The organism is Luteibacter sp. W1I16 (assembly GCF_050434905.1).
Lineage (GTDB): Bacteria > Pseudomonadota > Gammaproteobacteria > Xanthomonadales > Rhodanobacteraceae > Luteibacter.
On record NZ_JBNDJJ010000001.1, the window covers coordinates 4237837 to 4261415 of the forward strand.

The window sequence follows — 23579 nt, forward strand, 5'->3', positions numbered from 1 at the left end:
TAGGATGGGGTCCGTCCTGAAGACAGGGGAATCGCATGAAGCTTGGGTCGCTGGTCGCCGCCATGATGGCGTTCGTGGGTTTCGCCGTAGTGCCGGCACACGCCGCCACCAAGGAAGAGGCCGCGGTACTGGCGCCTGTGCAGGCTTTGTTCGATGGCATGGCGAAGTACGACAGTGCGGCCATGCTGGCCGCGGTGCAGCCCGAGGGGAGCGTGGCCCTGCTGCGCAAGGGCAAGGTCGTCCGCATGACCCTTGCCGATTTTGCCAATCACATCAAGCCGGGCAAGGACCGCATCGAAGAGCGCATCTACGATCCGCTGGTGCGCATCGATGGTGACATCGCCATCGTCTGGGCGTCCTACGACTTTCTCGTGAACGGGAAGGTGAAGCACTGCGGCACCGATGCGGTGAACCTGGTACGCGTGGATGGCCGCTGGCTGGTTTCCGGCATCGCGGACAACAGCCGGGACGATTGCCCCGCGCGTTGAAGCGCGGGCAGGGCGCCTGGCTTAGCCCGCGTCCTTCGTCACGTGCGTGTCGATCCACGCGGTGACGAATACCTCCAGCGAGGCCTTGGGTGGCATCGTCAGCCCGGCGCTGCGCACGAATTCCACGGCGGCCTTGAGGAAGGCCTGCCGGGACCGCGCACTGGCCTGACGTGCCGCTGCCTGCTTCTGCCGAAGCTGCACGATGTGCGCCGATGGCTGCCCCGGCCGCGCGAACTTCTGGTACCGGCGCAGTTCGTCGGCGGCGAGTGCGGTGTCGCGTGCCGCCTGCGCTTCGGCGGCACGCGCTTCGAGCAGGCGGTCGAGCCATTGGCCGGCTTCGCTCTGCGGATCAGGACGTGTCATCGGGTGCCGGCGGTTGCATGAAGGTCCGCTAGCGTAGCCGCCGCACGCCCGCGGCGCACCTAGACGGGGTGTGTCGCCAGGCGCAGGCCGTGCGTCCGGCAGACGTCCACGGCCGGGAAGACCTGGCTGCGTCCATCGCGGAAGGTCACGCGTACATCGCGAACGCAGTCGCCGGGCGGAAGGCGTACCGTCGCGGAGTTGAGGCCGCCGGGCAGGGCGTCGCCCAGGGCGACCTTCTCGAAATCCTGGGAACTCGCCGGTGCGGTGGCGATGTCCGTCACGCTGTCGAAGGTGGCGTTGACCACGGTGAAAAGACCTACCTCGCGCTTTTCGACGGGCAGCCTCGTGAGGTCGGCGGCGAGGCTCGCGGAGGACGCGACAGAGGCGAGGGCGAGAACGGCAAGGGCGCTGCGGATCGGTGACATGGGACTCTCCTGAGTCGGTCGATGACGCCCCTATCTGGCACTCGCGCGAGCCTGCCGGACAACGCATCCGGGACGAATCGTAGGAGGGCCGGGGCGAATCGTAGCGGGTGAAAGGAATGCTTCTCGCCGGCTGGAAACTGCGTCTAAGATGGCCCCGCACTCTTTCCTGGATTCCCTGTGATGAAGCTTCGCCTCGGCACGACCGACATCGGATGGAGGCGTTATATCGCCCTGTGGACGGTCGTGGTCGTCGTCTTCGCCGTGCAGCGGTATCAACAGGACGCCCTCTCCGGACATACCTGGGACGCCACGGATTACCTGCGTTGGTCGATGATCCAGTGGTACACGTGGGCGGCCCTGGCGCCGGCCGTGTTCGAGCTGGCGGCGAGGTACCCGGTCATCGGTGTCACCCGGCTGCGTGAGCTGTTCCGGCCCATCGCGGCGAGTATCGCGGTGACGCTGCTGTCGCTCTTCATCGGCGCCCTGGTATCCGCGCCTTTCGAACCCAGTTCCTTCGCCGAGCAGTTCCGGCAGTTCCTCGGCCAGCATTTCGCCACCGGACTACTGACGTACTGGTCGTTGTTCGCGATCCAGCAGGCGTTGCAGTTCCGCGAGGAAAAGAACCGTCGCGAGATGGAAGCCAGCCGCATGGCGGCCGAACTCGCGCAGTCGCGGCTGCAATCCCTGAAATCGCAGCTTCAGCCGCATTTCCTTTTCAACACATTGCATGCTATCGCCACGCTTTTGAAGGAGGACACGCTGTCCGCCGAGGACATGCTGCTGCGCCTGAGTGACCTGCTGCGTGCGTTCCTGGAGGATTACGACGGCCAGGAAGTGAGCCTGCGGCGCGAACTCGTGCTGCTCGACCTCTACCTCGGTATCCAGGCCATGCGCTTCAAGGACCGGCTCGCCATACGCATCTACGTGGCGCCGGACACGCTGGATTGCGCGGTGCCGAGCCTGATCCTGCAACCCATCGTCGAGAACGCCATCCACCACGGCATCAGCGAGCGAGTAGGCAGCGACATCATCGAGATCGAGAGCCGCCGCGAGGGCGATCTTCTCTGTATCGAGGTGCGCAATCGCAACAGTACGCTGGAGAATGGGGAGGGGCGGCGGACGCACAAGGGCCACGGGGTCGGTCTATCGAACACGCAGTTGCGCTTGCAGGAACTGTACGGCGAGGCGGGGAAGGTGCGTCTCGACATGCTCTGGCCCGAAGGCGTCGCCTGCCGCATCCATTTGCCGTTCCGCCGCATCGAAGACATGGACGACTCACCGGAGATCGACACGGTATGACCATCGCCGCCCTCGTGGTGGATGACGAGCCGATCGCGCGGCGCGCCATCGTTCGCCTTCTCGGCGAGGACCCGCAGGTGCAGGTGGCCGGCGAGTACGGCGACGGCGTGTCCGCCGTGCAGGCGATCCGCGAACATTCGCCGGACGTGGTCTTCCTCGACATCCAGATGCCCGGCATGGACGGGATGGACGTGGTGGCCGCGATCGGCCCGGCGAGAATGCCGGCCACCGTCTTCGTCACCGCCTTCGAGAACTACGCCGTGCGTGCCTTCGAAGCCAATGCCGTGGATTACCTGGTCAAGCCCTTCAGCCGCGATCGCTTCGTGCAGACGCTTCAGCGGGTGAAGACGAGGCTGGCGGCGCCAACACCGTCCGGCGCGAGTGCCGCGGGCAGCGAAGCCATCCAGCAGGTGCTGGAGGCGCTGCGCCGGCGCGAAGGCTATCTCGACCGGATTCCCATCCGCACGCGTGACCAGGTGACCTTCATCGATGTCGACGACATCGTCTGGATCAAGGCCAATGGCAACGCGGTCGAGATCCACCTGATGAATGGCGTGCACGAGATGCGCGAGACGATGGCGACGCTGGCCGAACGGCTCGATCCGAAGCATTTCGCCCGCGTGCATCGATCGGCCATCATCAATGTGCGCCGCGTGCAGGCCATCCACCCCTGGTTCAACGGGCACCACGTGGTGACGATGGACACGGGCCAGAAGCTGCGCATGAGTCGTTACCAGCGCGAGGCCTTCCTGCGGCTGGTGTCGGCGCGTGGCGATATTCCGCTTCCGCCGACGAGTTGAATGACCGGCGCTCGTCAGCGCGCAAACTATCCGGTTCTTGCGATGTCATCCCGATAAAAAAACGCGGCTTCCGGCTATGACGGAAGATCGGGACGCCACGCGGTCACGCCACTCCGACAGGGCAGGGAGTCGTTGCCAGGGAAAGTCATTGCCCCACGAAGTCAGAATTGTGAAGGCAGCGATGTCGGCCAGGGAGAATGTGTCACCGGCCATGAAAGTGCCGTTTGCTGCGAATGTCTCGGCCAGTTCGGCCGTGGCGCGCGAAAGCGTTTGCAACCTCTCGGCCGCCGCCGAGTCGCCCTGTCTTGCGAGCCAGAAGCCTGCGTGGCTAGGGGCAATGACATCGGTGACGAAAAAAAAATAGCGTGCCATGGCGATGGATGCTGCGGTGGCGCTGGTTGGAACCAGCGTGCCTGGTGCGATGGCCGAGATCCGGAGCAAGATCGCGTTCGTTTGATCCGTGACGCGAGGCAAGCCACATGCACCACGCTCCTCGAGGACAGGAACCTTTCCCATGGGGTTGAGGGCCCGGAAATCGACTGACCGGTGTTCGGCGTTGGTCAATGAGATACGTCGCGCCTCGAACGGAAGCCCCGCCTCGTGCAAGGCAATGGCAACCCGGATGCAATTGCCCGTCCGGTCACCCCAGAGGCGCAGGCTATGACTCACGTCAGGGGGCCTTCGCGGGCGGCACATCCCAGCCGCCGCCCAGGGCGCGGAACGATGAGATCGCGGCGCGGGTCGCGGCCGCGTTCGCCCGAACGCGTGCGTCTCGTGTAGCAAGGAGTCGCGTATCGGCATCGAGCACCTCGATGATGCTCACCGCGCCACCTTCGAAGGCCGTTCGGGACGCCGTTTGTGCCTTGGTGAGCGCGTCTTCGCCGCGGGCGAGGATCTGTGCCTGCGCCTCCCGCTTGACCAGCTCCGTCAGGCTATCTTCGACTTCCTCGCTGGCGTGGAGGACCGTCAGCCGGTAGTTGGCGAGCGCTTCGGCATGGGCTCCCTTTGCCCGTTTGATATCCGCGTCGATATGCCCGAAATCGAACAGTCGCCAGTGCAGACCGAGCAGGGCCGACGCCTGGTTCGCGGGTCCCGTGAACTGGTGGCCCGCGGTGGTCGTTGCCGTGCCGGCAAGCGCCGAGAGCGAAAACGAGGGGTAGTACTCCGCGATTGCCGCTCCGATGTTCGCGTTGGTCGCGGCGAGTTGCCGTTCGGCGGCGATGATGTCCGGTCGACGGCGCAGCAATCCTGCCGGGCCATCCATGGCGTCTACGCGGGGAGGCGTGGGCACGGGAGCATCGGCAGGGAGCTCACGAAGTGCCGTGCCGGGCTGTTGCCCGAGCAACACGTCGAGCGCGTTGCCCGTGGCTTCGAGGCTTGATTCGAGATCGGGGATGGCCGCGCTGACTTGCGCGAGGACACCCTCGGTCTGGCGTAGCTGGAGCTCGGGGGCGACACCCGCATCGAACTGCATGCGTATGGTCGATGTCAGGCGCTCCTGCGTCTTGACCTGGTCCCTGGCAACAGCGAGGCGGCCTTGAAGTTCGCGAAGGGTGGCATAGGTGCGCGCGACCTCCGCCTGGACTGCAAGACGCACTGCGATGCCCTCGGCCCGGGCTGCCTGATAGCTGGCCAGGGCACTCTCGCGTTCGCGCCGACGTCCCCCGAAGATGTCGATGTCCCAACCCACCGAGACGTCACCTTCGTAGAGATTGCCATATCGGTCGAAGCCTGGTGTGCTGTCGAGCACACGTCCGAGCGGCGTTTCTAGAGATTGCTTCGCCCGGCCGCCGGAGGCATCGATGGCGCCACTTGGTGCGAGCGACGCGGTCGCGCTGGTAACTCCCGCGCGGGCCTGGATCACGCGGGCCTCGGCACGGGCGAGATCGAGGTTGGCCCGCATGGCACGTTCCACGAGTGCGGCAAGGGTCGGGTCGCCGAACGCGTTCCACCACTGTGAGGCGTCGACTGTCTGCCCCGATCGGATGGAAGCCGTCGCGGCCGAATGAAAGTCGGCCGCCTGGTCGATGGTGGGGGGCGTCTTGTAATCAGGGCCGACGGCGCACGCTTGCAGGGCCGCCGCAAGGGACGCGGCGAGTACAAGCCGGGGAAGGGATGACATGGGTGGGCTCGGCGATGAAATGTGACCATATTACGAAATGGTCACTCGTTGTCAAGGAGGTCGTCGGGGTTGTACTGTCACCGCATGACCAGTACAGCGCCCGCCCTCGTTCCGGATCCACTCGCCTCGGTATCGGTGCGGGATCAAATCATCGAAGCCGCCGACGAGTATTTCAGCCGGTTTGGTTATGCCAAGACGACAGTGTCGGACCTGGCCAAGGCCATCGGTTTTTCGAAGGCATACATCTACAAGTTCTTCGACTCGAAGCAGGCCATCGGTGAGGCGATCTGTACCCGTTGCCTCACGGGCCAGCTCTCGGCCGTGGGAGCAGCGGTTGAGGCGGCAGACGGCCCGAATGAGCGTCTCCGTGCCTTTTTCCGTGAGATTCTCAAGCAAAGCCTTGAGCAGTTTTTCAACGATCGACAGCTTTACGACATCGTCTCCCACTCCTGCGCGGAACAGTGGGGGAGCTCGCGACACTACACCAGGATGCTGCTGGCACGCCTGACCACGCTGGTCCAGGAGGGGCGGGACGCGGGTGCTTTCGAGAAGAAAACACCTATCGACGACGTTTGCTGCGGCATCTGGTTCGCCACGTCGCCGTTTACGAATCCCGTTATGCTCCAGCTCGATCTCGATGGGGCCCCCGCGGGTCTGGAGGTTGTCCTGGGACTGGTCCTCAGGAGCCTTGCCCCCTAAATTTGATGTGACCAATTGACAAATAGGTCACTAGACACCAACACTGATGCTCCCTGTTTCTTTCGGAAGCCATCATGTTGCACGCTGCCTTTCGGCGCCGGGTTCCCCTCGTCCTGACCCCTGTCGTCGCCGTTGTCCTGTCCGCCTGCTCGCAAAGCCAGACTGATCCGAGGCTCGAAGCCCCTCTTGTGCGTTCGCAGACGGCGAGTGCCGCGCAGCTCGTGAGCCGCGCCTATACGGGCGTGGTCTCGGCCCGCGTACAGAGCAATCTTGGCTTTCGTGTGCCCGGCAAAATTGTCGAGCGTCTGGTCGACACCGGGCAGGTGGTCCATGCGGGCCAGCCCCTGATGCGCATCGACAGGACCGATCTTGCGCTGGCCAACGCGGCCGCGACGCAGGCGGTCGAAGCTGCGCGCGCGCAAGCGTTGCAAACGGCGGCGGACGAGAAGCGCTTTCGGGGTCTTGTCAGTGCCGGTGCGGTGTCGGCCTCGGCCTATGACCAGGCCAAGGCGGCATCGGAAGCGGCCGCGGCAAGGCTGAAAGCGGCAGAAGCCCAGGCGCGCGTGTCGACCAACGAGGCCGGCTACTCGGTTCTCACGGCAGACGCCGACGGGACGGTGGTCGATACCCTGGCCGAGCCCGGTCAGGTGGTGACGGCCGGACAGGTGGTTGTTCGTCTCGCCCATGCCGGCCCGCGGGAGGCACTCGTCGACCTGCCCGAGACGGTGCGCCCGAAAATCGGTTCGACGGCGAGTGCCTCGATTTTCGGATCGACCGCGCAGGGTGGTCAGGCACGCCTGCGCCAGCTTTCCGAGTCGGCCGATGCGGCTACGCGTACGTTCGAAGCGCGTTTTGTGCTCGAGGGTGACGCCGCCAATGCGCCGCTTGGCGCCACGGTGGTGATTCGTCTCAACCAGCCCGGCGAAGGGACCATTGAAATTCCGCTCGCGGCCGTTTACGACCCCGGCAAGGGCCCGGGCGTTTGGGTCATTGACGGGAAAAGCCACGCGCTCAGCTGGAAGCCCATCCGCCTCTCGGGTGTGGGCGAGGAGACCGCGTCGGTGGCATCGGGCCTCGCACCCGGGGATCGCTTCGTCGCACTCGGTGCCCACCAGCTCCACGAGGGCGAGCGGGTGCGCGTGCTCGACGTGTCCGGCACGGATGCGGATGCGGCCAAGCCCGCGGTGACGCCAGACGGCAAAGGCGGTGCGACTGTCGCGGGGGCCGCACGATGAGCGGGTTCAACCTCTCGGCGCTCGCGGTACGCGAGCGGTCGGTGACCCTGTTCTTGATTGTCGCCATCTCCTTTGCCGGGCTGTTTGCATTCCTGCACCTGGGCCGCGCCGAGGACCCGAGCTTTACCGTCAAGGTCCTCACGGTCGTGACAGCCTGGCCGGGCGCCACGGCCCGCGAGATGCAAGACCAGGTCGCGGAGCCGCTGGAAAAGCGCCTCCAGGAACTCAAGTGGTACGACCGCAGCGAGACCTTCACCCGACCCGGGCTTGCCTTCACCACGTTGACGCTGCGCGATGACACGCCGCCCGCCGACGTGCCCGAGGAGTTCTACCAGGCGAGAAAAAAGCTTGGTGACGAGGCGGCGAAACTGCCCCCAGGCGTCATCGGCCCCTTGGTCAACGACGAATACGCCGACGTGACTTTCGCGCTCTATGCATTGAAGGCGAAGGGTGAACCACACCGCGCGCTCGTTCGTGAGGCCGAGACGCTCCGCCAGAGGCTCTTGCACGTGGCCGGCGTGAAGAAGGTCAACATCATCGGCGAACGGCCCGAGCGCATCTACGTCGAGTTTTCGCACGAGCGCCTGGCAACCCTCGGTATCGCCCCGTCCGCCGTGTTCTCCGCGCTCAACGCCCAGAACCTGTTGACCCCAGCCGGTTCGATCGACACCGCGGGCCCCCAGGTCGTCGTGCGCCTCGATGGGGCATTCGATTCGCTTGACCGCATCAGCCAGACACCGGTGGTGAGCCATGGGCGCACGCTTCGCCTGTCGGACATCGCGACCGTTCGGCGCGGTTACGAAGACCCCGCCACGTTCCTCATCCGCAACCAGGGCGAGCCGGCGATCGTCCTCGGTGTGGTGATGAAAGACCGGTACAACGGCCTGGAGCTCGGCAACGCACTCGAACACGAGGCGGCCGATATCGCCCGCGAATTGCCGGTTGGCCTGTCGTTTACGAAAATCACCGACCAGGCGGTCAACATCGCCGAAGCGTACGACGAGTTCATGCTCAAGTTCTTCGTCGCACTCGCCGTGGTTATCGCCGTCAGCCTCGTGAGTCTCGGCTTTCGTGTCGGCATCGTGGTCGCGGCTGCGGTTCCCCTGACGCTCGCGGGCGTCTTCGTCATCATGCTCGCGACTGGGCGTGATTTCGATCGAATCACCCTCGGCGCGCTCATCCTGTCGTTGGGTCTTCTGGTCGACGACGCGATCATCATCATCGAAACCATCGTGGTGAAGATGGAAGAAGGGCGTGACCGGGTGACGGCGGCAACCTATGCTTGGGGACACACCGCGGCGCCGATGCTGGCGGGTACGCTGGTGACTGCCATCGGGCTCATGCCGGTGGGTTTCGCGAAGTCGAGCGCCGGTGAATACGCAGGCAACATTTTTTGGGTGGTGATGTTCTCGCTGCTCACTTCCTGGCTCGTTGCCGTGGTGTTTACGCCCTATCTCGGCGTCAAGCTGTTGCCGGACATCAAGCCGGTGCACGGTGGGCACGCGGCGATTTATGGCACGCCGAAGTACAAGAAGCTCCGGGGCCTCATCGCGTGGGCGGTCCGCGGCAAGTGGCTTATCGCAGGCTCGACGGTGGGATTGTTCGCCATCGCCGTCTTCGGCATGGGCTTCGTCAAAAACCAGTTCTTCCCGGCGTCGGACCGCCCCGAAGTGCTCATTGAAATCCAGTTGCCCGAAGGAAGCTCGATAAACGCGACGACGAAGGCGGTGACCGAGGTCGAGGCCTGGCTTCGCAAGCAGCCCGAAGCCAAGATCGTCACCAGCTACATCGGGCAAGGCGCGCCGCGCTTTTACCTTGCCATTGCGCCCGAGCTTCCGGATCCGTCGTTCGCCAAGATCGTCGTACTCACGGACAACGAACAAACCCGTGAAACTCTCAAGCGGCGGGTGTGGGAGGCTACGCAGAACGGACTCGCATCCGAAGCGCGTGTTCGTGCGACACAGATTGTCTTCGGCCCGTATTCGCCGTTCCCGGTGGCTTTCCGGGTTTCCGGCCCGGACGAGGAAAAAGTACGCGGCATCGCGGCGGATGTGAAAAACGTCATGCTCAAGAACCCGGCGATGCGCACGGTGAACACCGACTGGGGCGAGCGTGTGCCGACAATGCATTTCGTGCTCGACCAGGACCGTCTCAATGCCCTCGGGTTGACCTCGCAGGATGCGGCGAGCCAGCTGCAGTTTTTCCTTACGGGTGCGACGGTCACGCGGGTACGCGAAGACATCCGCTCGGTCGATGTCGTGGCCCGGAGTTCAGGCGACGAGCGTCTCGACCCGGCACTCCTCCAGGGACTCAGCCTCGTATCGTCATCGGGCAAGCGCGTTCCGCTCGACCAGATCGGTCACAGCGAGGTGCGAATGGAAGATCCCATCCTTCGCCGGCGCGACCGCATGACGACCATCACCGTGCGCGGCGATATCGGCGAGGCGTTCCAGCCGCCGGACGTATCGATGCAGCTCATCAAGGACCTGAAGCCGATGGCCGGCGCGTTGCCGGCCGGCTACCACATCGATACAGCCGCGGCGCTGGAGGAAGCCGGCAAGGCGAACAAGGCACTGGCTGCCGTGTTCCCCCTGATGCTCTTGCTGATGATGTTGGTCATCGTCTTCGAGGTGCGGTCCATCTCGGGCATGCTGATGATTCTGGCGACGGCTCCGCTGGCACTGGTTGGCGTGGTGCCCACGCTCATCCTTTTCCACCAGCCGTTCGGCTTCAACGCCATCCTTGGGCTTATCGGCCTGGCTGGCATCATCATGCGCAATACGCTCATCCTCATCGGGCAGATTCATACCAACGAGCACCAGGGCCTCGATCCTTACCACGCCGTGGTCGAAGCGACCGTACAGCGTGCCCGCCCCGTCATCCTGACGGCGCTCGCGGCCGTGCTCGCTTTCATCCCGCTGACGTTCTCCGTTTTCTGGGGCTCGCTGGCGTTCACGCTGATTGGCGGGACCATCGGTGGAACGGTGCTGACCCTGTTGTTCCTCCCGGCACTTTATGCCATCTGGTTCCGCATCCGGCCCGACCCGGACATCGACCCCACAGCCGTGCCGTCGATCGATCACACGCCGACTGAAATGGTGTGAATGTGGAAGATTCGGTCCTCAACGGGTCGTGAATGTGCAAGCTCCGGCCCGCGACGGGCCGGAGCTTACGGCTGGGCTCGGCAAATCATCGGATAAAAATGAGGTTCTTCGCGGAAGTCCGGGAAGCACGGCTCTTCCGGGCACTGAGGTGTCGCGTGGCAAGAGCAGCGCCCGCGATGGGGGCAACCCGTTCCGTGTGAAATCCCCTCATCCGGGTGGGAAGCGGGCTGGCCCGCGATCCGTCACCCCGGGACGAGCGAACGAGGCCACACACCACATTCGAACGAGCGGCAAAAAGCCTCGCCCGATCACCGCAAGGCCTCCTTCGCCAGCGGAAAGGTCGAGGACTCGCGGACCAGTCCGCTTCCCACCCCGGTGCGGCGGTCATGGTTCCTTGGATGAGGGCGTCAGGCCGCGGCCAGGGTCACGGCCGGCAGCTGGTCGACCCGGTCTTTCCATTCGAGTAGCGCCGTCAGCGCCGGGGGGACCGGAATCTGGGCGTAGTAGGCAAACAGCAGCCCACCGAGGACGGTGGCGTCGGCCATCGAAAAGAAATCCCCGGCGACGTACGGCTGCTTTCGCAGGACACCATCGAAATAGTGCATGCCCGCCAGTGCCTTTTCGCGGTGCATCTCGCCCCAGTAGGTGCGGCCTTCCCATTCGGGATGCTTATACGGCTGCAAGGCTTCGCCCAGGCCGGGGGTCGCGTGGTGGAAGTAGATGCCGATGGCGTCGATGAGTTCGGACTCGGCGCGCTTTTGCATCATGTGGACCATCGCTTTTTCGAGCGCGGTCTTTCCGGTCAGGATCGGATTGCCGTCGAGGTTGTCGAGGTACTCGGTGATGGCTGTGCACTCGGAAATGTAGGTGCCGTCGTCGAGCTCGAGGACCGGTACGGTGCCGGTCGGATTGATGGCCAGGAACGGAGGCCGCTTGTGCTCGGCGCCAGGGAGGTCCACCGGGACGAAGTCGACCTTGTCGAGGAGGCCCTTGGCCGCCAGGACGACGCGGACGCGGAGGGGGTTGGGAAAGCCGGGTATGTCATGGATCTTCATGGAATCACCTATCTATGGATAGATAGATAATGCGGCTTGCAATTCGGGTCGTCAACCCCTATCAATCGATAGGTAAACGAATCGGAGGTCTGATGAACGCTGACACCCGCCAATCCATCCTCGCCGTCGCCCGAGGGATGGTGCAGGCCAATGGGTACGCCGCCTTGAGCTTTCGGGATATCGCGACGGCCGTCGGCATCAAGAGCGCGAGCGTCCATTATCACTTCCCGACGAAGGGCGCCCTCGGCGCTGAACTCGCACGCCAGTACACGGCGGAGATGAGCGCGTATCTCGGATCGCTTGTCGATGAGGGGGTGGATCCGTCCGTTTTCATGCGGCGCTACACGGGTGTCTTTCGGGGCGCGCTGGCCAACGGAAACCGCATGTGCATGTGCGGCATCATGGCTGCCGAACGTGACGAACTGCCGCCGGAAGTGCAGGAGGAAGTGGTCCGGTTTTCCGAGGTCAACGTCGAGTGGCTGACCCGCGCGCTTCAAGCAGCAAATGATTCCGCCGCGAAGGACGCAGGCGCGCGGGCACTAGCCATCTACGCGGCGGTCGAGGGTGCACAACTGGTCTCACGTGGGTTCAACGACATTGCCCTTTATGATCGTGCGGTCGAGGCCTATCAGACGGCAGGCCTCATCCCGTAACGCGCTCAGGCCGCCGGTCCGAACAGCACCGACGCCTTTCCGGTGGTTCGCCGTCCCGAGTGCAGGGCTGATAGGGCCCGGTCAATGTCGCCGACCGTTCCCTGCACACGGACTCCTGCATGCGGACGTACTTTCCCTTGCTCATACCAGCGAACGGCGTGGCGCAGTCCATCGGTCAGGTGCTGGCGGATGGCGGCAGGGGCGAATGCCTTGTCGGTGAAATAGCGAAGGACGTTGGCGTTGATGTGCGAGGCGGCCTTGCTCGCGAGGATGTCGTCCACCGGGCTCTGCGTTTCCGCGACCCTTGTGGTCTTGCCCGGGCCTACACCGAGAACGATCCATTTCCCGCCGGGTCGCACGGCGCGAGCACTCTGGACGAAGCTCGCTTCGCTGTAGGTCGCATCGAAGACCACATCGACGCCCTTGCCACCGGTGAGGTCGAGAACACGAGCGGTCAGGTGGTCTTCGCGGTAGTCGAGGATGTCCGATGCGCCGCTGTCCCTCGCGAGGGCCATCGATTCTTCGCGGCCCGTGCTCGTGATGACCCTGCCGGCGTCCAGGGCGTTGGCGGCGATCTGTATGGCGAGATGGCCGACGCCACCACCGCCACCCGGGATGAAGACGGTGTCACCCGGTTGCACGTGGCCGTGTAGCCCTTCCCAGGCAGCAAGAAAAGCGACAGGGAGCATGCCTGCGTCCGCGACGGTCATCGCGTCCGGAATCTTTACCGTGAGCCAGGTCCGGGCAAGTGCATAACCGAAGGATCGGTCTGCCCAGCATCCATCGCGGGTCGGATCGAGCATGGCCATGACCCTGTCGCCAACGGAAAATTCCGCGACGCCCGGGCCGACGGTGGCCACCACGCCTGCCGCATCGAATCCGAGTGGGGAGGGGATGGCGCGATCGAGGAAATTGATGTCGGCCAGCTTTCGTTCGAGGGGGTTGAGCGAGCTCGCATGTACCTCGATCAGAACCTCATCGACACCGGGCGTGGGAACGAGGGTTTCGATGCGTTCAAGCGGGATGCCGACTGCGGTGATCGTGCTTCCGATAGCGGGAAATGATGCGGGAAGGGGCACGGGTGCGTTCCTGTATGACCGTAAAATTACGATCATACTCTTAGCATGTGATCTTTCGACAACTACGCCTCTTGACATGTGTGTATTTGCACACAAGGATATGGTCATGAAAAATCCTACTGGCCCCGATCTTTGCCACTGCCTCGCGGCTCGACGCCTTGCCCGCCATACATCACGTCTGTATGACCGGCATTTGGGAGAGGTGGGACTTTCCATTTCCCAGTTTTCGATCATCGCGCTCATAGAGCGCACGCCAGGGATTTCCATCAAGGAGCTGGCCGATGAGATGGTCATGGAGCGGACGACGACCGTCAGGGGGATTAAGCCCCTGGTCGATGGTGGCTATGTCCAGGCGGTTTCCATCGAGGGTAAACAGGGTATTCACTACTCGCTGACCGCATCGGGTAAAGCGCTTCATGCCAAAGCGAAAGTGGTCTGGAAGAATGCCCAGGACGAATTCGAGCGTGCGTCGGGCAAGAGGCGTTCCACCGGCGTTCGCAACGACATGCTTGAACTAGCCGGTATTAGCTGATTTTTTTGCTTAATGATGTGTAATTACACAGGATAAGAAGATGAAACCATTTCCGAGAATCTCCCCGCAGGGCCCGGTTGCCGAAGCGGATCGCGTCAGTGCGATTGATTTCGTAAACCGCGTCAACTGGTGGTTCGAAACCTGGGATGTCGAGTCGATGATTGATGCGTTCACCCCCGATGCCGTTGCCTTCCATTTTCATGGAACCATCCGCAACCACGCGGGCATCCGTCATTTCTTCGAACACGATTATCCGTACCTCATTGCCGGCGTTGCGCGCGTCGCAGGCAACCATATCGTCGACAACGATGGGGACGGGGTCGTTGTCCGGTACCAGAACCTGCTGGTCCGCTACGTGGAACCGGAAGGCGCGCGTGCACTTGGCGCCGGCCAGATGGTGGAGCGGCAGAATGGCCTGCCAGGGATCTGGCTCTATTCACCCATGATGGACCGCCTTCGCCGTACTGCTGACGGCTGGAAAATCCACGAACGATACATCGGTGGCACCACGACGAACGCCCTGTTGAGCCCTGCCGACCACAGTGCAGCCGCGGCGGCGCCATTTCTGCCCGAACTTGGATGAGTTTGACGTTGCAAGGTTGAGCAAGGGCGTCAACAGCAAGGGGACCTTGCAGGCCTAGCCGGACTTCTCCGAGCAGCCGCTCGACCTTGGCGATGCGGTGGCCAAGCGCTGGAATCATCACGAGGACACCGATTACTTCAGTCAGCCGCGAAAGCTCTTCAATTATTCTCGCCTGAAGAGAAGCAGCGCCTGTTCGACAACACGGCGCGTGCCATCAAGGGCGCGTCACAGCCGGTCGTCCAGCGCCACATCGACAACTGCACTGCCTATGACGCGGGTGTCGCCGAAGCCATCGCCCGCCTGGGCCGACGAGTTGAATCGCGCGCATTCTGGTCCTGCGGTCTTTTCACTTCTCCCATCGTTGGCGGGACGCGATCATTCGCGCACGCTCACGGTGTGAAGGCCAGCTCAGGATGTGGTTCCGCCAGCCCCATGTCATCGATGCAAGCATCATTATCCAGCGCGCCGTGGCGGATGTGTTCGGCTACTACCGCGACTTGACCAACATGCCCCGGTTCCTCGGCGATGTCGTCGCCGTGGAACCGCGAGGGGCGGATACCTACCAGTGGACGATCCGCGGTCCGTGGCGCATACGCGGACACTGGACGGTCCGCGTGACGGAACGCCGGGAGAACACGTTGATCCGTTACGAGACGGTCGCGCCGCGCTGGCGGCGCGTCACCTGGGAGGTCCGCTTCGTGTCGGGCCCGGAGTGCGGCGAAACACGTGTCCGCGAAATCTTGCGATTGCCTTTCGGGTGGTTCGGCATGAGGATCATGGCGTTGTTGGGCAAGCACCCGGTGACCGAGGTAGGTGACAACCTCAAGCGATTGAAGGAGGTCCTGGAAACCGGTCGCGTGCTTTCGTATCGGCGCGCCGTTCCCCGATCGTGCCCGTCAGCCTGGACGCGCCTGCTCTGACGGGCGCCTCAAGGCATGTCTTTCCGCAGATAACAGGCCGCCCGTCCGATCACGCCATGCAACCATTCATGGGAATCGTCGCCGGTCAGCCGCTCGTGCCATAGCGACCTGACGTCGAACCGCCGCGCGGGATAGGGCAATTCGTGAATCGAGACGGGGACGGTACGGGCGAAGCTCGCTGCGAGCGGACGCGGCACGATGGCAGCCAGCGACGTGTCATCCAGTAGCGCTGGAATGGCGAGGAAGTGGGGCAGGGCCACGGCCACGCGTGTTGACTGCCCGCCCTGCGGAAATGCCCGTTCGAACGCGGCGCGGTCATACATTTCTGACCGGCGTCCCAACCCGCGTTCGGAGGTATAGCCATCCACCGCGCCCTCCTGATCGCCGCCGAGCGATACGACCATGAGCGAAAGGCGTGATAGCGCCTCGCGCGTCATCTCGCCGACCGGGTGAGATGGGCCCATGACCAGCACGTCGTCGTAGTCGAACAGGTAATCCGAACTGAAGCGGGGCGGCACGGTGGCGAAGGTTCCGATGGCCACGTCGATCCGGCCCAGGTCCAGTTGCTCGGCGAGGTCGATCCGTGTGAATGGCCGGATGACGATGTCCACCTGGGGTGCCTCCACCGCCAGTATGCGCAGCAGTCGCGGCATGACGAGCTGGGTCATGAAGTCGCTGGCCGCGATCGTGAAGGTACGCGGGGAGGTACCGGGGTCGAATGTCTGCAAGCCGATGGTGGCTTCGAGCGAACCGAGCGCCTGCCGTACGGGCCCGGCGATGGCAAGGGCGCGTGCCGTCGGCTGCATGCCCGTGGCGGTGCGGACGAAGAGTTCGTCGTCCAGGATCTCCCTGAGCCGCTTCAGGGCGTGGCTCACGGCGGACTGGCTCAGGAAGAGTTTCTGGCTCGCCCGCAACACGCTGCGCTCCTGCATCACCGCGTCGAAGACGCGCAGGAGGTTGAGATCGAAATTGCTGAACGTGCCGGTCATGCACGCTTCCGCTTTACAGGGGAGAAGTTTCTACAAATCTGCAGGGAATGCATGTGCAACATGACGGCGTTTCACTTCTCAAGCGGCTGGTGCGTCCCAATGATGGGCGCTAACCGGCTTTGAAGCCAGATTCAACGGAGTGCGCCACCATGAGCGACTTGAAGAAAATCCTCCAGCAAGCCCGGAGCAACGGCACCGCCGTCGCACATTTCAACGTGGCGGACCTGGTCATGCTCAACGCCATCGAGGCATCCGCGCGCGAACTCCACGTACCCGTGATCGTCGGTGTGTCCGAGGGTGAAAGGGATTTCATCGGTGTACGGCAGATCGCCGCGTTGGTGCGGAGCCTTCGCGAAGAACACGGCCTGCCGATCTTCCTCAATGCCGACCACACGCATTCGCTGGCCAAGGCCGTGGAAGCCGCACGCGCCGGCTTCGACGCCGTCGCCTTCGATGCCTCCGCGCAGCCCCTGGAGCGCAACGCCGTCAGCACGCGCGAGGCCGTGGAAGCGCTGAAGGCGATCAACCCCGGGCTGCTCGTCGAGGGAGAGATCGGCGATATCGGCACCGGTTCGCAGATACACGAAACCGCGCCTGACGTGACGGCGGGGCTAACGACGCCTGAGGAAGCCAGGCAGTTCGTCGAGGCGACGGGGGTCGACATCCTCGCCCCGGCGGTCGGAAACAGGCATGGCATGGTGCGAAGCATGCTCGAGAGCGGCGCGCGCACGCACCTGGACATCGCGCGGATCGAAGCGATCAAGGCAGCGGCGCCGGTGTTCCTGACCCTGCACGGAGGCTCGGGTACCGATGATCGCGACCTGAGCGCGGCGATCGCCGCGGGCATGGAGATCATCCACATCAACACCGAACTCCGCGTGGCCTGGCGGCGCGGGCTGGAAGACGGCCTGGCCCGATTGCCGGACGATGTCGTTCCTTATCGCGTGCTGCCCTTCGCGGTGGCGTCGGTCAGGGAGGTGGCGATGCAGCGGCTGCGGCTGATGAACCGGAAGCCGTGACCGATGGGAATCGGCAGGGTCACCCCAGCCCCACGCGCCGCGTGAATACGTTCGGGTGTCCACTCAGCCATAACGCGATGTCCTGCAACAGATGCTGCGAGGGAAACACGCGGCCGTAGCAGACCAGTCCGATGGCCAGGGCGCCGCCGCCGAGCAAGGCGATGCGCCAGGGGGCGGCGGACAAGGCCGGGGCTTCGCCGGGCGTCAGGCCACGCAGGAACCAGGTGACCACGGCGGCACCGAGGATCGCACCGAGCCAGACTTCCGACGGGCTGTGCACCTTCAACACCAGGCGCGATACCGCGACCGCCGCGCCGATGCACGCGCCCAGGCCGATCATGGACAGCCGCTGCCGCCGCGTGCCGCCCAGGGAAAGCAGGCCGGCGAGGGTGGGCCAGACCAGGATGGCGAGCGCCGTGTGCCCGCTGAACCCGGTGTAGTTCAGGCCGGGTGGCCCGATAGCCCACGCCATGAACAGCAGCTTGGAAAGCATCACGCCACCACCGCATATCGTGGCGGCGATCACCCAGCGGCGCGCCGTGTGCCACCCGGGTACGGGCAGCAGCAGGCAGATCGCGATCCATGCGATCAACGGCAACAGCAGGGCGCTGTCGCCAAGGCTGGTGATGGCGGTCCACATCGTCATGTCTCGCGTTCGATCCTTATCATGTACAGCGTATCCATCGTTTATGATCGCACTATGTTCCAGCGAATCCTGATCGCCTGCGTGGGCAACATATGCCGTAGCCCAACGGCGGAATACCTCTTGCGTCATCGACTGGGCGAAGGCCGCGACGTGCAGATCGGGAGTGCCGGCCTCAGCGCCATGGCGGGTTATCCCATGGACGAGACTTCGCTCCAATTGTTACGGGAGCACGGCATCGACGGGGAGCCTCACCGGGCCCGCCAGTTGGATACCGCGCTCCTGCGCCAGTCCGACCTGATCCTCGCGATGGAGAAAAGCCATGTCGCCGCCATCGGCCGGATGGCGCCGGAGGTCAGCGGCAAGGTGTTCCTGCTGGACCGCTGGGTGGAGGGCCGGGACGTTCCCGATCCGTACCGTCAACAGCGTCCCGCCTATGAGCACGTGTACGACCTGATCGATCGTGGCGTGGACAGTTGGCTGCGTTACCTCTAGTTACTCGCTGATCTTGCCGAGGTTCTTGTCGAACAAGTCGCTGTCGAGGTCGTTGGTCAGCGTGTATAGCGTGTAGCGCTTGTTCAAGCGCGCGCCACCGTCACGGATCAACGGTTGCCAGAGCAGCGTGGCGCGGCTGCGCGACGAGTGCGGCAGCAGCATGTCGAAGGGAATCGACACGTAGATGCCCTTGTCGAAGCTGCCTTCGCCATAACCGGCGCTGCCCGACTTGTTGGTGACCGTCGCATACGCACCCATCCGCGCGCCATTGGCGAACTCCCGCGACACGTCGATGGTGGTGCCCCAGTCGCCGGCGAGGTAGCGGCCCACGCTCACCGCCAGCGTGACATTGTGGAAGCCGGTGTCCAGGTAACCCGTCGCCTGGCCGGTGACCACGTGATAACGCCGGAACGAGAAGTCCTGGTCGAAGCCGCGCTGCTTCACCCAGTTCACGTCCGCACCCACCGCCCAGCGTTCGCCGAACGGCCGGTACAACACTTCGCCGCCCGCGCCGCCGTACATGCTTTCCAGCATGCCTGCATACGCCATGCCGTAGAGGTCCTCGCCCAGGCGGTGGGTGCCGGTGAGCTGGAAGTTCGGCAGGGTGAGGTCGGAACTGGTGAGGTACTGGCGAAGGTTGGTGCGCACGCGCGGCAGGTTGCTGGGCGCGTCGTACTTGAACTTGTCGTAGTTGTTGAAGAGGTTGAGGGAGACGACGCCGTCCAGCCACAGGTGGCGGGTGAAGTTGAACGTGCCCGACGCCGCGCCATACACCTGGTACAGGACGAATGCGTCGGGGCCACCGAGGTTCTGTTGGTAGCCGAGCGAGAAGCCGCCGGTGAAGCGCTTCAGCGGCGCGCGGTATAGCACTTCCTCGTCGCGCGCCGTCACCGGGTCTTGTTCGACGCTGCGCCGGAAGGTGGGCAGGTCGATGCGGTGGTCGAGCAGTTCGAGGAAGCGCGGCCGGTGCACGCTGGTTTCCACCGTCTTCAGACCGTTGCGTTCGCTGGCCACGGTGAGCCAGTCGATGCTGCGGTCCACGCGGTTGTCGATGATGCGCGTGGCGCGGCCGACACCCTCGGCGCTATAGAAGAAGCGGTCCTGCTGGCCGTGGATCACGAGTTCCGAACCCCGGCGGCCGATGCTGCTCACGTTGATGCCGGCATTGTCGCGCAAAGCGGTGGCCACCTCTGGCCAGTCCACCTGTTCCGGCGCCGCACGCGTTGCCGGATTAGCGGCGGCAGCGTCGACAGGCGCCGGGCTGGCCGAGGCCGGGCCGGCCGGAGGTGTGTCGACCGGCGTGGACTCGAAGGCTACCGCCTCCGGCTTGGGATCGTAGGTCTTCGGCGGATCGATGTGGGTGGCGAGGTTGCTATGCAGGTTGATCGCCGCGGTGGCCACCTCGCCGCGCTCGTATCCCAGCGTCAGGTCGACGTTGCGATTCAGGCGGAACACGGCGCCCAGGTTGACCGGCCAGCGCTGCGGTTGATTGTTCTTCTGCGGCTGATGCTTGTAATCGTTGCCGTCGAGTTCTGCCTTCAACAGCAACCATTGCCAGGGCGAGCGGTATTCGATGCCACCGAAGAAGCCAGGACGCCCGCGGAAGAACTTATTGGTGCTGAAGTTGCCGGTACCGGTGCTGCTGGTCGGGCGTGTCTCGAACCGGTCGCTGATGAAATTGAGGGGATTGGCGATGTCGCCGCGTGCGCCCATGTAGCCCCAGGCCAGGCCGAGGCTGAAATCGAACGGCCCGGCGCGCTTGCTGGTCACGACGTATTCGCTGGAAAACAGGCCCGTGCCGCCGATGTCGCGGGCGCCCACGGCCACCGCCGGTAGCCACCGGCTCTCCTCCCAGATGCGGACCTTGGCATCGATCGACTTGTCCTTGTAGGTCTGGCTGCCACTGAGCGAGCGCGGCCCATACAGGCGGTTGCTGACGTTGGTGTAACGGAAGGAAGCCTCCAGCCACGGCAACGGTTGCATCGAGACGTTGTAGTTGGTGTATGGCGTGGTCCGGCTCAGCACGAAGCTGAACTCGCCTTCGCGCGCCATGCGCGCGGTCGGCGTCTGCAGCAGGCCGACGCCACCGAAATCGCTCTGCGTGTAAACCTCCTGCGCGTGCAGGGCCGTGGCCCCGCCGGCCCACAGGACGAAGCCCGCGCGGCAGCAACCGTGCAACGCGGTTCGCCGCACGGCGAGCCGTGGCATGCGAGGCGTGCGCATTAACGCCAGCCCTCGTCGCTCAACAGTTGGGTCGCGATGAAGTCGGCGACATCATGGTTGAACGTTTCATCGGCAGCACCGGTGATGGCGTGCCGGTCGAACGGCACGTAGATCCAGGCGCCCGGTGCGAGGGGTCGCGGCAGGTCGCGATTCCACAGGGCGATGTTCTGCGTGAACACGGCGCCATCGGGCTGCACCACGTAGATCAGGTCGGGATCGGCCGCGGCGGACGCGGGGCAGGTGGCCAGGTAGTGCCGCGCGTCCTGCAAAGACACGTGCGGCAGGTGGCATGCTTTCTCGACCGCCCCGACGACGCGGATATCCATCGGCCGGCGTGGGTAGAACAGCGTGTCTCCATCGTGCACCGGCCAGTCCTCGGCGGGAGTCACCTCCAGTCGCGATGGATCCAGCGTCACGCTGGTGCGTCGGCCCGTGATCGGCCGTGCCGATATCCATGCCTGGAACGCTGCGCTCGTTTCACCGAGGGGCATGTCGCCCTGGGCCAGGGCTTGCCGGCGGATGGCGCCGAGTTCATAGACGATGCCCGCGCGAAGGCGCAGCTGGTCGCGTTGCAAGGCCGGTTGCAGCCAGGCTGCACCGAGGATGTAAGCATCGGGATCCACTCGCGCGGCCACGGCCACGTTTGAAAGTCGCGCATCGGACGCATAGGCGGCCTTGCCGGGCTGGCCGACCGCGCCGTCCGAGCTGACCTGGATCGTCCCGGCATTCGACACTTGCGCCATCGACGGCAGCGCGTGCGCGCACAGCAAGAGGCCAAGGAAGCGGGCCGCGCGGCTCACGAGGCATCCTCCCGGTACGGCTGCAACTGAATCAGCTCGAGCGGCACGCCCGGAGCGATGTACTGCCTGCTTTTCCAGATGAAGCCATCGGTGGGGTCCACCCAATAACGGTTGGTCATGCGCGTGCCGAGGCCGGGCACGCTGAGTTGCTCGTCGAACCGGCGTAAATGTCGCACGGTGCCGAGGATCTCCACGTCCTCCAGTGCTTTCGGTTCGATATGGGCCTGCACGACCACGCCGTACCGGTAGCCTGGCGACCAGTCCATGCGTCGCGTGTAGTCGAGCGGGCCGCTCAATCGTTGCAATCCCGCCTTGAAAGGATCGACGGAAGGGAAGGCCGAATCATCGAGGTTCGCAGGCAGGCCGACGGTTTTCACCACCACGCCGTCGCGGGTGAACACGATGTCGTTGCCGGTGCCGTACCACCCGAGTTTGCCGTGCTCGGCCTTGGCGAGGACGAGGATGGCCTCGCCCTCGGGTGCGTTCACCTGGAGCTGGAAATACGGCGTGGCGGCGACCGATGCCGCCGTCGGTTCGACCTTTTCGCCATGCATCGCGAGACGCACCGCTTCGAGACTGCCTCGCGAAACCGATGAACAGCCACCTGCCACCGCCAGCGCCAAAGCCAGTCCACCGAACGAAACGTATCGCAGCGCGAACACCGTGCCCTTCAGCGCTGCAGCGAACGGCCGCGACCGATGCCGTAATACGCGATGCCGGCGTCTTCGACCACGCGCGGGTCGTAGAGGTTGCGACCGTCGAAGATCGCCGGGTTCTTCAGCGCGGCCTTGATGCGTGCGAAGTCCGGGCTGCGGAAGGCTTTCCACTCGGTCACGAGGGCGAGCACGTCGGCACCTTGCAGGACGTCGTACGCGTTGTCGCAAAGGACGAGATCGTCGCGTTCGCCGTAGATACGCGTCGTTTCCGCACGTGCCTCCGGGTCGTAGGCGCGTACCTTGGCGCCGGCTTCCCAAAGCGCCTCCATCAGGCGGCGGCTCGGCGCTTCGCGCATGTCGTCGGTGTTGGGTTTGAACGCCAGGCCCCACAGGGCGATGGTCTTGCCGGTGACATCGCCATCGAAATGCTTCTGGATCTGCGCGAATAAGCGCGTTTTCTGCTGCGCGTTGACCGCCTCGACCATGCCGAGCAGGCGTGCGTCGTAGCCGTGGCCGCGTGCGATCCGCTCCAGCGCCTGCACGTCCTTCGGAAAACACGAGCCACCGTAGCCGGCGCCGGGATAGATGAAGTGATAACCGATGCGCGGATCGGCACCGATACCCTGGCGCACCAGTTCCACGTCGGCACCGACACGCTCGGCGATGTTGGCGATCTCGTTCATGAAGCTGATCTTCGTCGCCAGCATCGCATTCGCCGCGTACTTGGTCAGTTCGGCCGAGCGCTCGTCCATCACCACCATGCGGTCGTGGTTGCGGTTGAATGGCGCGTACAGCTTGCGCAGGCGAGCCACGGCGCGCTCGCTCGACGAACCGACGACGATACGGTCCGGACGCAGGCAATCCTCCACCGCGTCGCCTTCCTTCAGGAATTCAGGGTTGGAGACCACGTCGAAGTCGACCGCCGCGCCGCGTTCGCCCAGCACGTCGGCGATCGCGTTGCGCACGCGATCGGCCGTGCCGACAGGTACGGTGGATTTGTTGACGACGACCGCGTAGCGGTCGAGGTGCTCGCCGATGGTGCGCGCCACGCTGAGCACGTACTTCATGTCGGCGCTGCCGTCCTCGTCCGGTGGCGTGCCCACAGCGATGAAGATGAGCTCGCCGTGCGCGATCGCCGGTGCGGGATCGGTGGTGAAATCCAGTTGGCCCGACGCGTAGTTGCGCTTGACGATGGGTTCCAGGCCCGGCTCGAAGATGGGGATCACGCCGTTGCGCAGTCCGTCGACCTTGGCCTGGTCGACATCCACGCAAACCACATGGTTGCCCATTTCCGCGAGGCAGGCGCCCGTGACCAGTCCTACATAACCGGTGCCGAAAATCGTGACCTTCATCTGTATCGCCTGTTTAGCAAGAAAATAGGAAGCCAGCCGCCTCTG

25 protein-coding genes are annotated in these 23579 nt (G+C 64.3%); 13 read left to right on the top strand and 12 right to left on the bottom strand.

Annotated features, from left to right (window positions below):
- The first annotated feature begins 35 nt into the window (after positions 1-35).
- Positions 36-488: a nuclear transport factor 2 family protein gene (locus QFZ41_RS18615; protein ID WP_429200092.1), complete on the top strand. Its 453-nt coding sequence runs from the start codon at positions 36-38 to the stop codon at positions 486-488.
- Between the two features lie 21 nt (positions 489-509).
- Here the strand turns inward: QFZ41_RS18615 and QFZ41_RS18620 are convergent, their stop codons facing one another.
- Positions 510-851, bottom strand: a complete 342-nt coding sequence (locus QFZ41_RS18620) for a hypothetical protein (RefSeq protein WP_429200093.1) — start codon at positions 849-851, stop codon at positions 510-512.
- A 59-nt stretch (positions 852-910) separates the two neighbouring features.
- Positions 911-1276 carry a hypothetical protein gene (locus QFZ41_RS18625; protein ID WP_429200094.1) on the bottom strand — a complete coding sequence of 122 codons (366 nt, stop codon included), beginning with the start codon at positions 1274-1276 and terminating at the stop codon, positions 911-913.
- A 180-nt stretch (positions 1277-1456) separates the two neighbouring features.
- On the opposite strand from QFZ41_RS18625, the gene QFZ41_RS18630 reads away from it, so the two are divergent.
- Positions 1457-2575, top strand: coding sequence for a sensor histidine kinase (locus QFZ41_RS18630; protein ID WP_429200095.1), 1119 nt, complete (start codon positions 1457-1459; stop codon positions 2573-2575).
- Entirely contained in the window at positions 2572-3375 is an 804-nt protein-coding gene (locus QFZ41_RS18635) for a LytR/AlgR family response regulator transcription factor (protein WP_429200096.1), read from the top strand. Before QFZ41_RS18630 ends, QFZ41_RS18635 begins: the two co-directional genes overlap by 4 nt.
- 45 nt (positions 3376-3420) lie before the next feature.
- On the opposite strand, the gene QFZ41_RS18640 is transcribed toward QFZ41_RS18635, so the two are convergent.
- Both QFZ41_RS18640 and QFZ41_RS18645 read right to left on the bottom strand, forming a co-directional pair.
- Positions 3421-4044 carry a glutathione S-transferase family protein gene (locus QFZ41_RS18640; RefSeq protein WP_429200097.1) on the bottom strand — a complete coding sequence of 208 codons (624 nt, stop codon included), beginning with the start codon at positions 4042-4044 and terminating at the stop codon, positions 3421-3423.
- Position 4045: 1 nt separating this feature from the next.
- Positions 4046-5497 (bottom strand): efflux transporter outer membrane subunit, encoded by a 1452-nt coding sequence (locus QFZ41_RS18645; protein WP_429200098.1) that lies wholly within the window; start codon positions 5495-5497, stop codon positions 4046-4048.
- 84 nt (positions 5498-5581) lie between these two features.
- Here QFZ41_RS18645 and QFZ41_RS18650 point away from each other — a divergent pair, with 84 nt between their 5' ends.
- The 3 genes from QFZ41_RS18650 (at position 5582) to QFZ41_RS18660 (ending at position 10535) form a co-directional block, all read left to right on the top strand.
- Complete coding sequence (locus QFZ41_RS18650; RefSeq protein WP_429200099.1) at positions 5582-6196, top strand: TetR/AcrR family transcriptional regulator; 615 nt, start codon at positions 5582-5584, stop codon at positions 6194-6196.
- 74 nt (positions 6197-6270) lie between these two features.
- Positions 6271-7431 (top strand): efflux RND transporter periplasmic adaptor subunit, encoded by a 1161-nt coding sequence (locus QFZ41_RS18655; RefSeq protein WP_429200100.1) that lies wholly within the window; start codon positions 6271-6273, stop codon positions 7429-7431.
- A complete protein-coding gene (locus QFZ41_RS18660; protein WP_429200101.1) occupies positions 7428-10535 on the top strand; it encodes an efflux RND transporter permease subunit in 3108 nt (1035 codons plus the stop codon). The genes QFZ41_RS18655 and QFZ41_RS18660 overlap by 4 nt, the downstream gene beginning before the upstream one ends.
- 407 nt (positions 10536-10942) lie before the next feature.
- Here the strand turns inward: QFZ41_RS18660 and QFZ41_RS18665 are convergent, their stop codons facing one another.
- A complete protein-coding gene (locus QFZ41_RS18665) occupies positions 10943-11590 on the bottom strand; it encodes a glutathione S-transferase (protein ID WP_429200102.1) in 648 nt (215 codons plus the stop codon).
- Between the two features lie 92 nt (positions 11591-11682).
- Between QFZ41_RS18665 and QFZ41_RS18670 the strand changes: the two genes are divergently transcribed.
- A complete protein-coding gene (locus QFZ41_RS18670; RefSeq protein ID WP_429200103.1) occupies positions 11683-12243 on the top strand; it encodes a TetR/AcrR family transcriptional regulator in 561 nt (186 codons plus the stop codon).
- Between the two features lie 5 nt (positions 12244-12248).
- On the opposite strand, the gene QFZ41_RS18675 is transcribed toward QFZ41_RS18670, so the two are convergent.
- The gene (locus tag QFZ41_RS18675) at positions 12249-13322 is read right to left on the bottom strand and encodes a quinone oxidoreductase family protein (protein ID WP_429200104.1); all 1074 of its coding nucleotides are present in this window, start codon (positions 13320-13322) and stop codon (positions 12249-12251) included.
- Positions 13323-13428: 106 nt separating this feature from the next.
- Between QFZ41_RS18675 and QFZ41_RS18680 the strand changes: the two genes are divergently transcribed.
- From QFZ41_RS18680 to QFZ41_RS18695, 4 genes are all read left to right on the top strand, one after another.
- Positions 13429-13854, top strand: coding sequence for a MarR family winged helix-turn-helix transcriptional regulator (locus QFZ41_RS18680; RefSeq protein WP_429200105.1), 426 nt, complete (start codon positions 13429-13431; stop codon positions 13852-13854).
- Positions 13855-13894: 40 nt separating this feature from the next.
- Positions 13895-14437, top strand: coding sequence for a nuclear transport factor 2 family protein (locus tag QFZ41_RS18685; protein WP_429200106.1), 543 nt, complete (start codon positions 13895-13897; stop codon positions 14435-14437).
- Positions 14438-14545: 108 nt separating this feature from the next.
- The gene (locus QFZ41_RS18690) at positions 14546-14938 is read left to right on the top strand and encodes a catalase-related domain-containing protein (RefSeq protein ID WP_429200296.1); all 393 of its coding nucleotides are present in this window, start codon (positions 14546-14548) and stop codon (positions 14936-14938) included.
- Complete coding sequence (locus QFZ41_RS18695; RefSeq protein WP_429200107.1) at positions 14851-15357, top strand: SRPBCC family protein; 507 nt, start codon at positions 14851-14853, stop codon at positions 15355-15357. Before QFZ41_RS18690 ends, QFZ41_RS18695 begins: the two co-directional genes overlap by 88 nt.
- Before the next feature lie 8 nt (positions 15358-15365).
- On the opposite strand, the gene QFZ41_RS18700 is transcribed toward QFZ41_RS18695, so the two are convergent.
- Positions 15366-16346: a LysR family transcriptional regulator gene (locus tag QFZ41_RS18700; RefSeq protein ID WP_429200108.1), complete on the bottom strand. Its 981-nt coding sequence runs from the start codon at positions 16344-16346 to the stop codon at positions 15366-15368.
- 149 nt (positions 16347-16495) lie between these two features.
- Between QFZ41_RS18700 and QFZ41_RS18705 the strand changes: the two genes are divergently transcribed.
- Entirely contained in the window at positions 16496-17365 is an 870-nt protein-coding gene (locus QFZ41_RS18705) for a class II fructose-bisphosphate aldolase (RefSeq protein WP_429200109.1), read from the top strand.
- 19 nt (positions 17366-17384) lie between these two features.
- Here the strand turns inward: QFZ41_RS18705 and QFZ41_RS18710 are convergent, their stop codons facing one another.
- Complete coding sequence (locus QFZ41_RS18710) at positions 17385-18011, bottom strand: phosphatase PAP2 family protein (RefSeq protein WP_429200110.1); 627 nt, start codon at positions 18009-18011, stop codon at positions 17385-17387.
- A gap of 54 nt (positions 18012-18065) precedes the next feature.
- On the opposite strand from QFZ41_RS18710, the gene QFZ41_RS18715 reads away from it, so the two are divergent.
- Complete coding sequence (locus tag QFZ41_RS18715) at positions 18066-18503, top strand: low molecular weight protein-tyrosine-phosphatase (RefSeq protein WP_429200111.1); 438 nt, start codon at positions 18066-18068, stop codon at positions 18501-18503.
- On the opposite strand, the gene QFZ41_RS18720 is transcribed toward QFZ41_RS18715, so the two are convergent.
- The 4 genes from QFZ41_RS18720 to QFZ41_RS18735 are packed head-to-tail and all read right to left on the bottom strand — an operon-like array spanning position 18504 to position 23534.
- A complete protein-coding gene (locus QFZ41_RS18720) occupies positions 18504-20726 on the bottom strand; it encodes a YjbH domain-containing protein (protein WP_429200112.1) in 2223 nt (740 codons plus the stop codon). It lies immediately after the preceding gene.
- On the bottom strand, positions 20726-21526 hold the full coding sequence (locus QFZ41_RS18725) for a capsule biosynthesis GfcC family protein (protein ID WP_429200113.1): 801 nt from the start codon (positions 21524-21526) through the stop codon (positions 20726-20728). Before QFZ41_RS18725 ends, QFZ41_RS18720 begins: the two co-directional genes overlap by 1 nt.
- Complete coding sequence (locus QFZ41_RS18730) at positions 21523-22188, bottom strand: YjbF family lipoprotein (protein WP_429200114.1); 666 nt, start codon at positions 22186-22188, stop codon at positions 21523-21525. The genes QFZ41_RS18725 and QFZ41_RS18730 overlap by 4 nt, the downstream gene beginning before the upstream one ends.
- 8 nt (positions 22189-22196) lie before the next feature.
- Entirely contained in the window at positions 22197-23534 is a 1338-nt protein-coding gene (locus QFZ41_RS18735; protein WP_429200115.1) for a UDP-glucose dehydrogenase family protein, read from the bottom strand.
- Positions 23535-23579 lie beyond the last annotated feature (45 nt).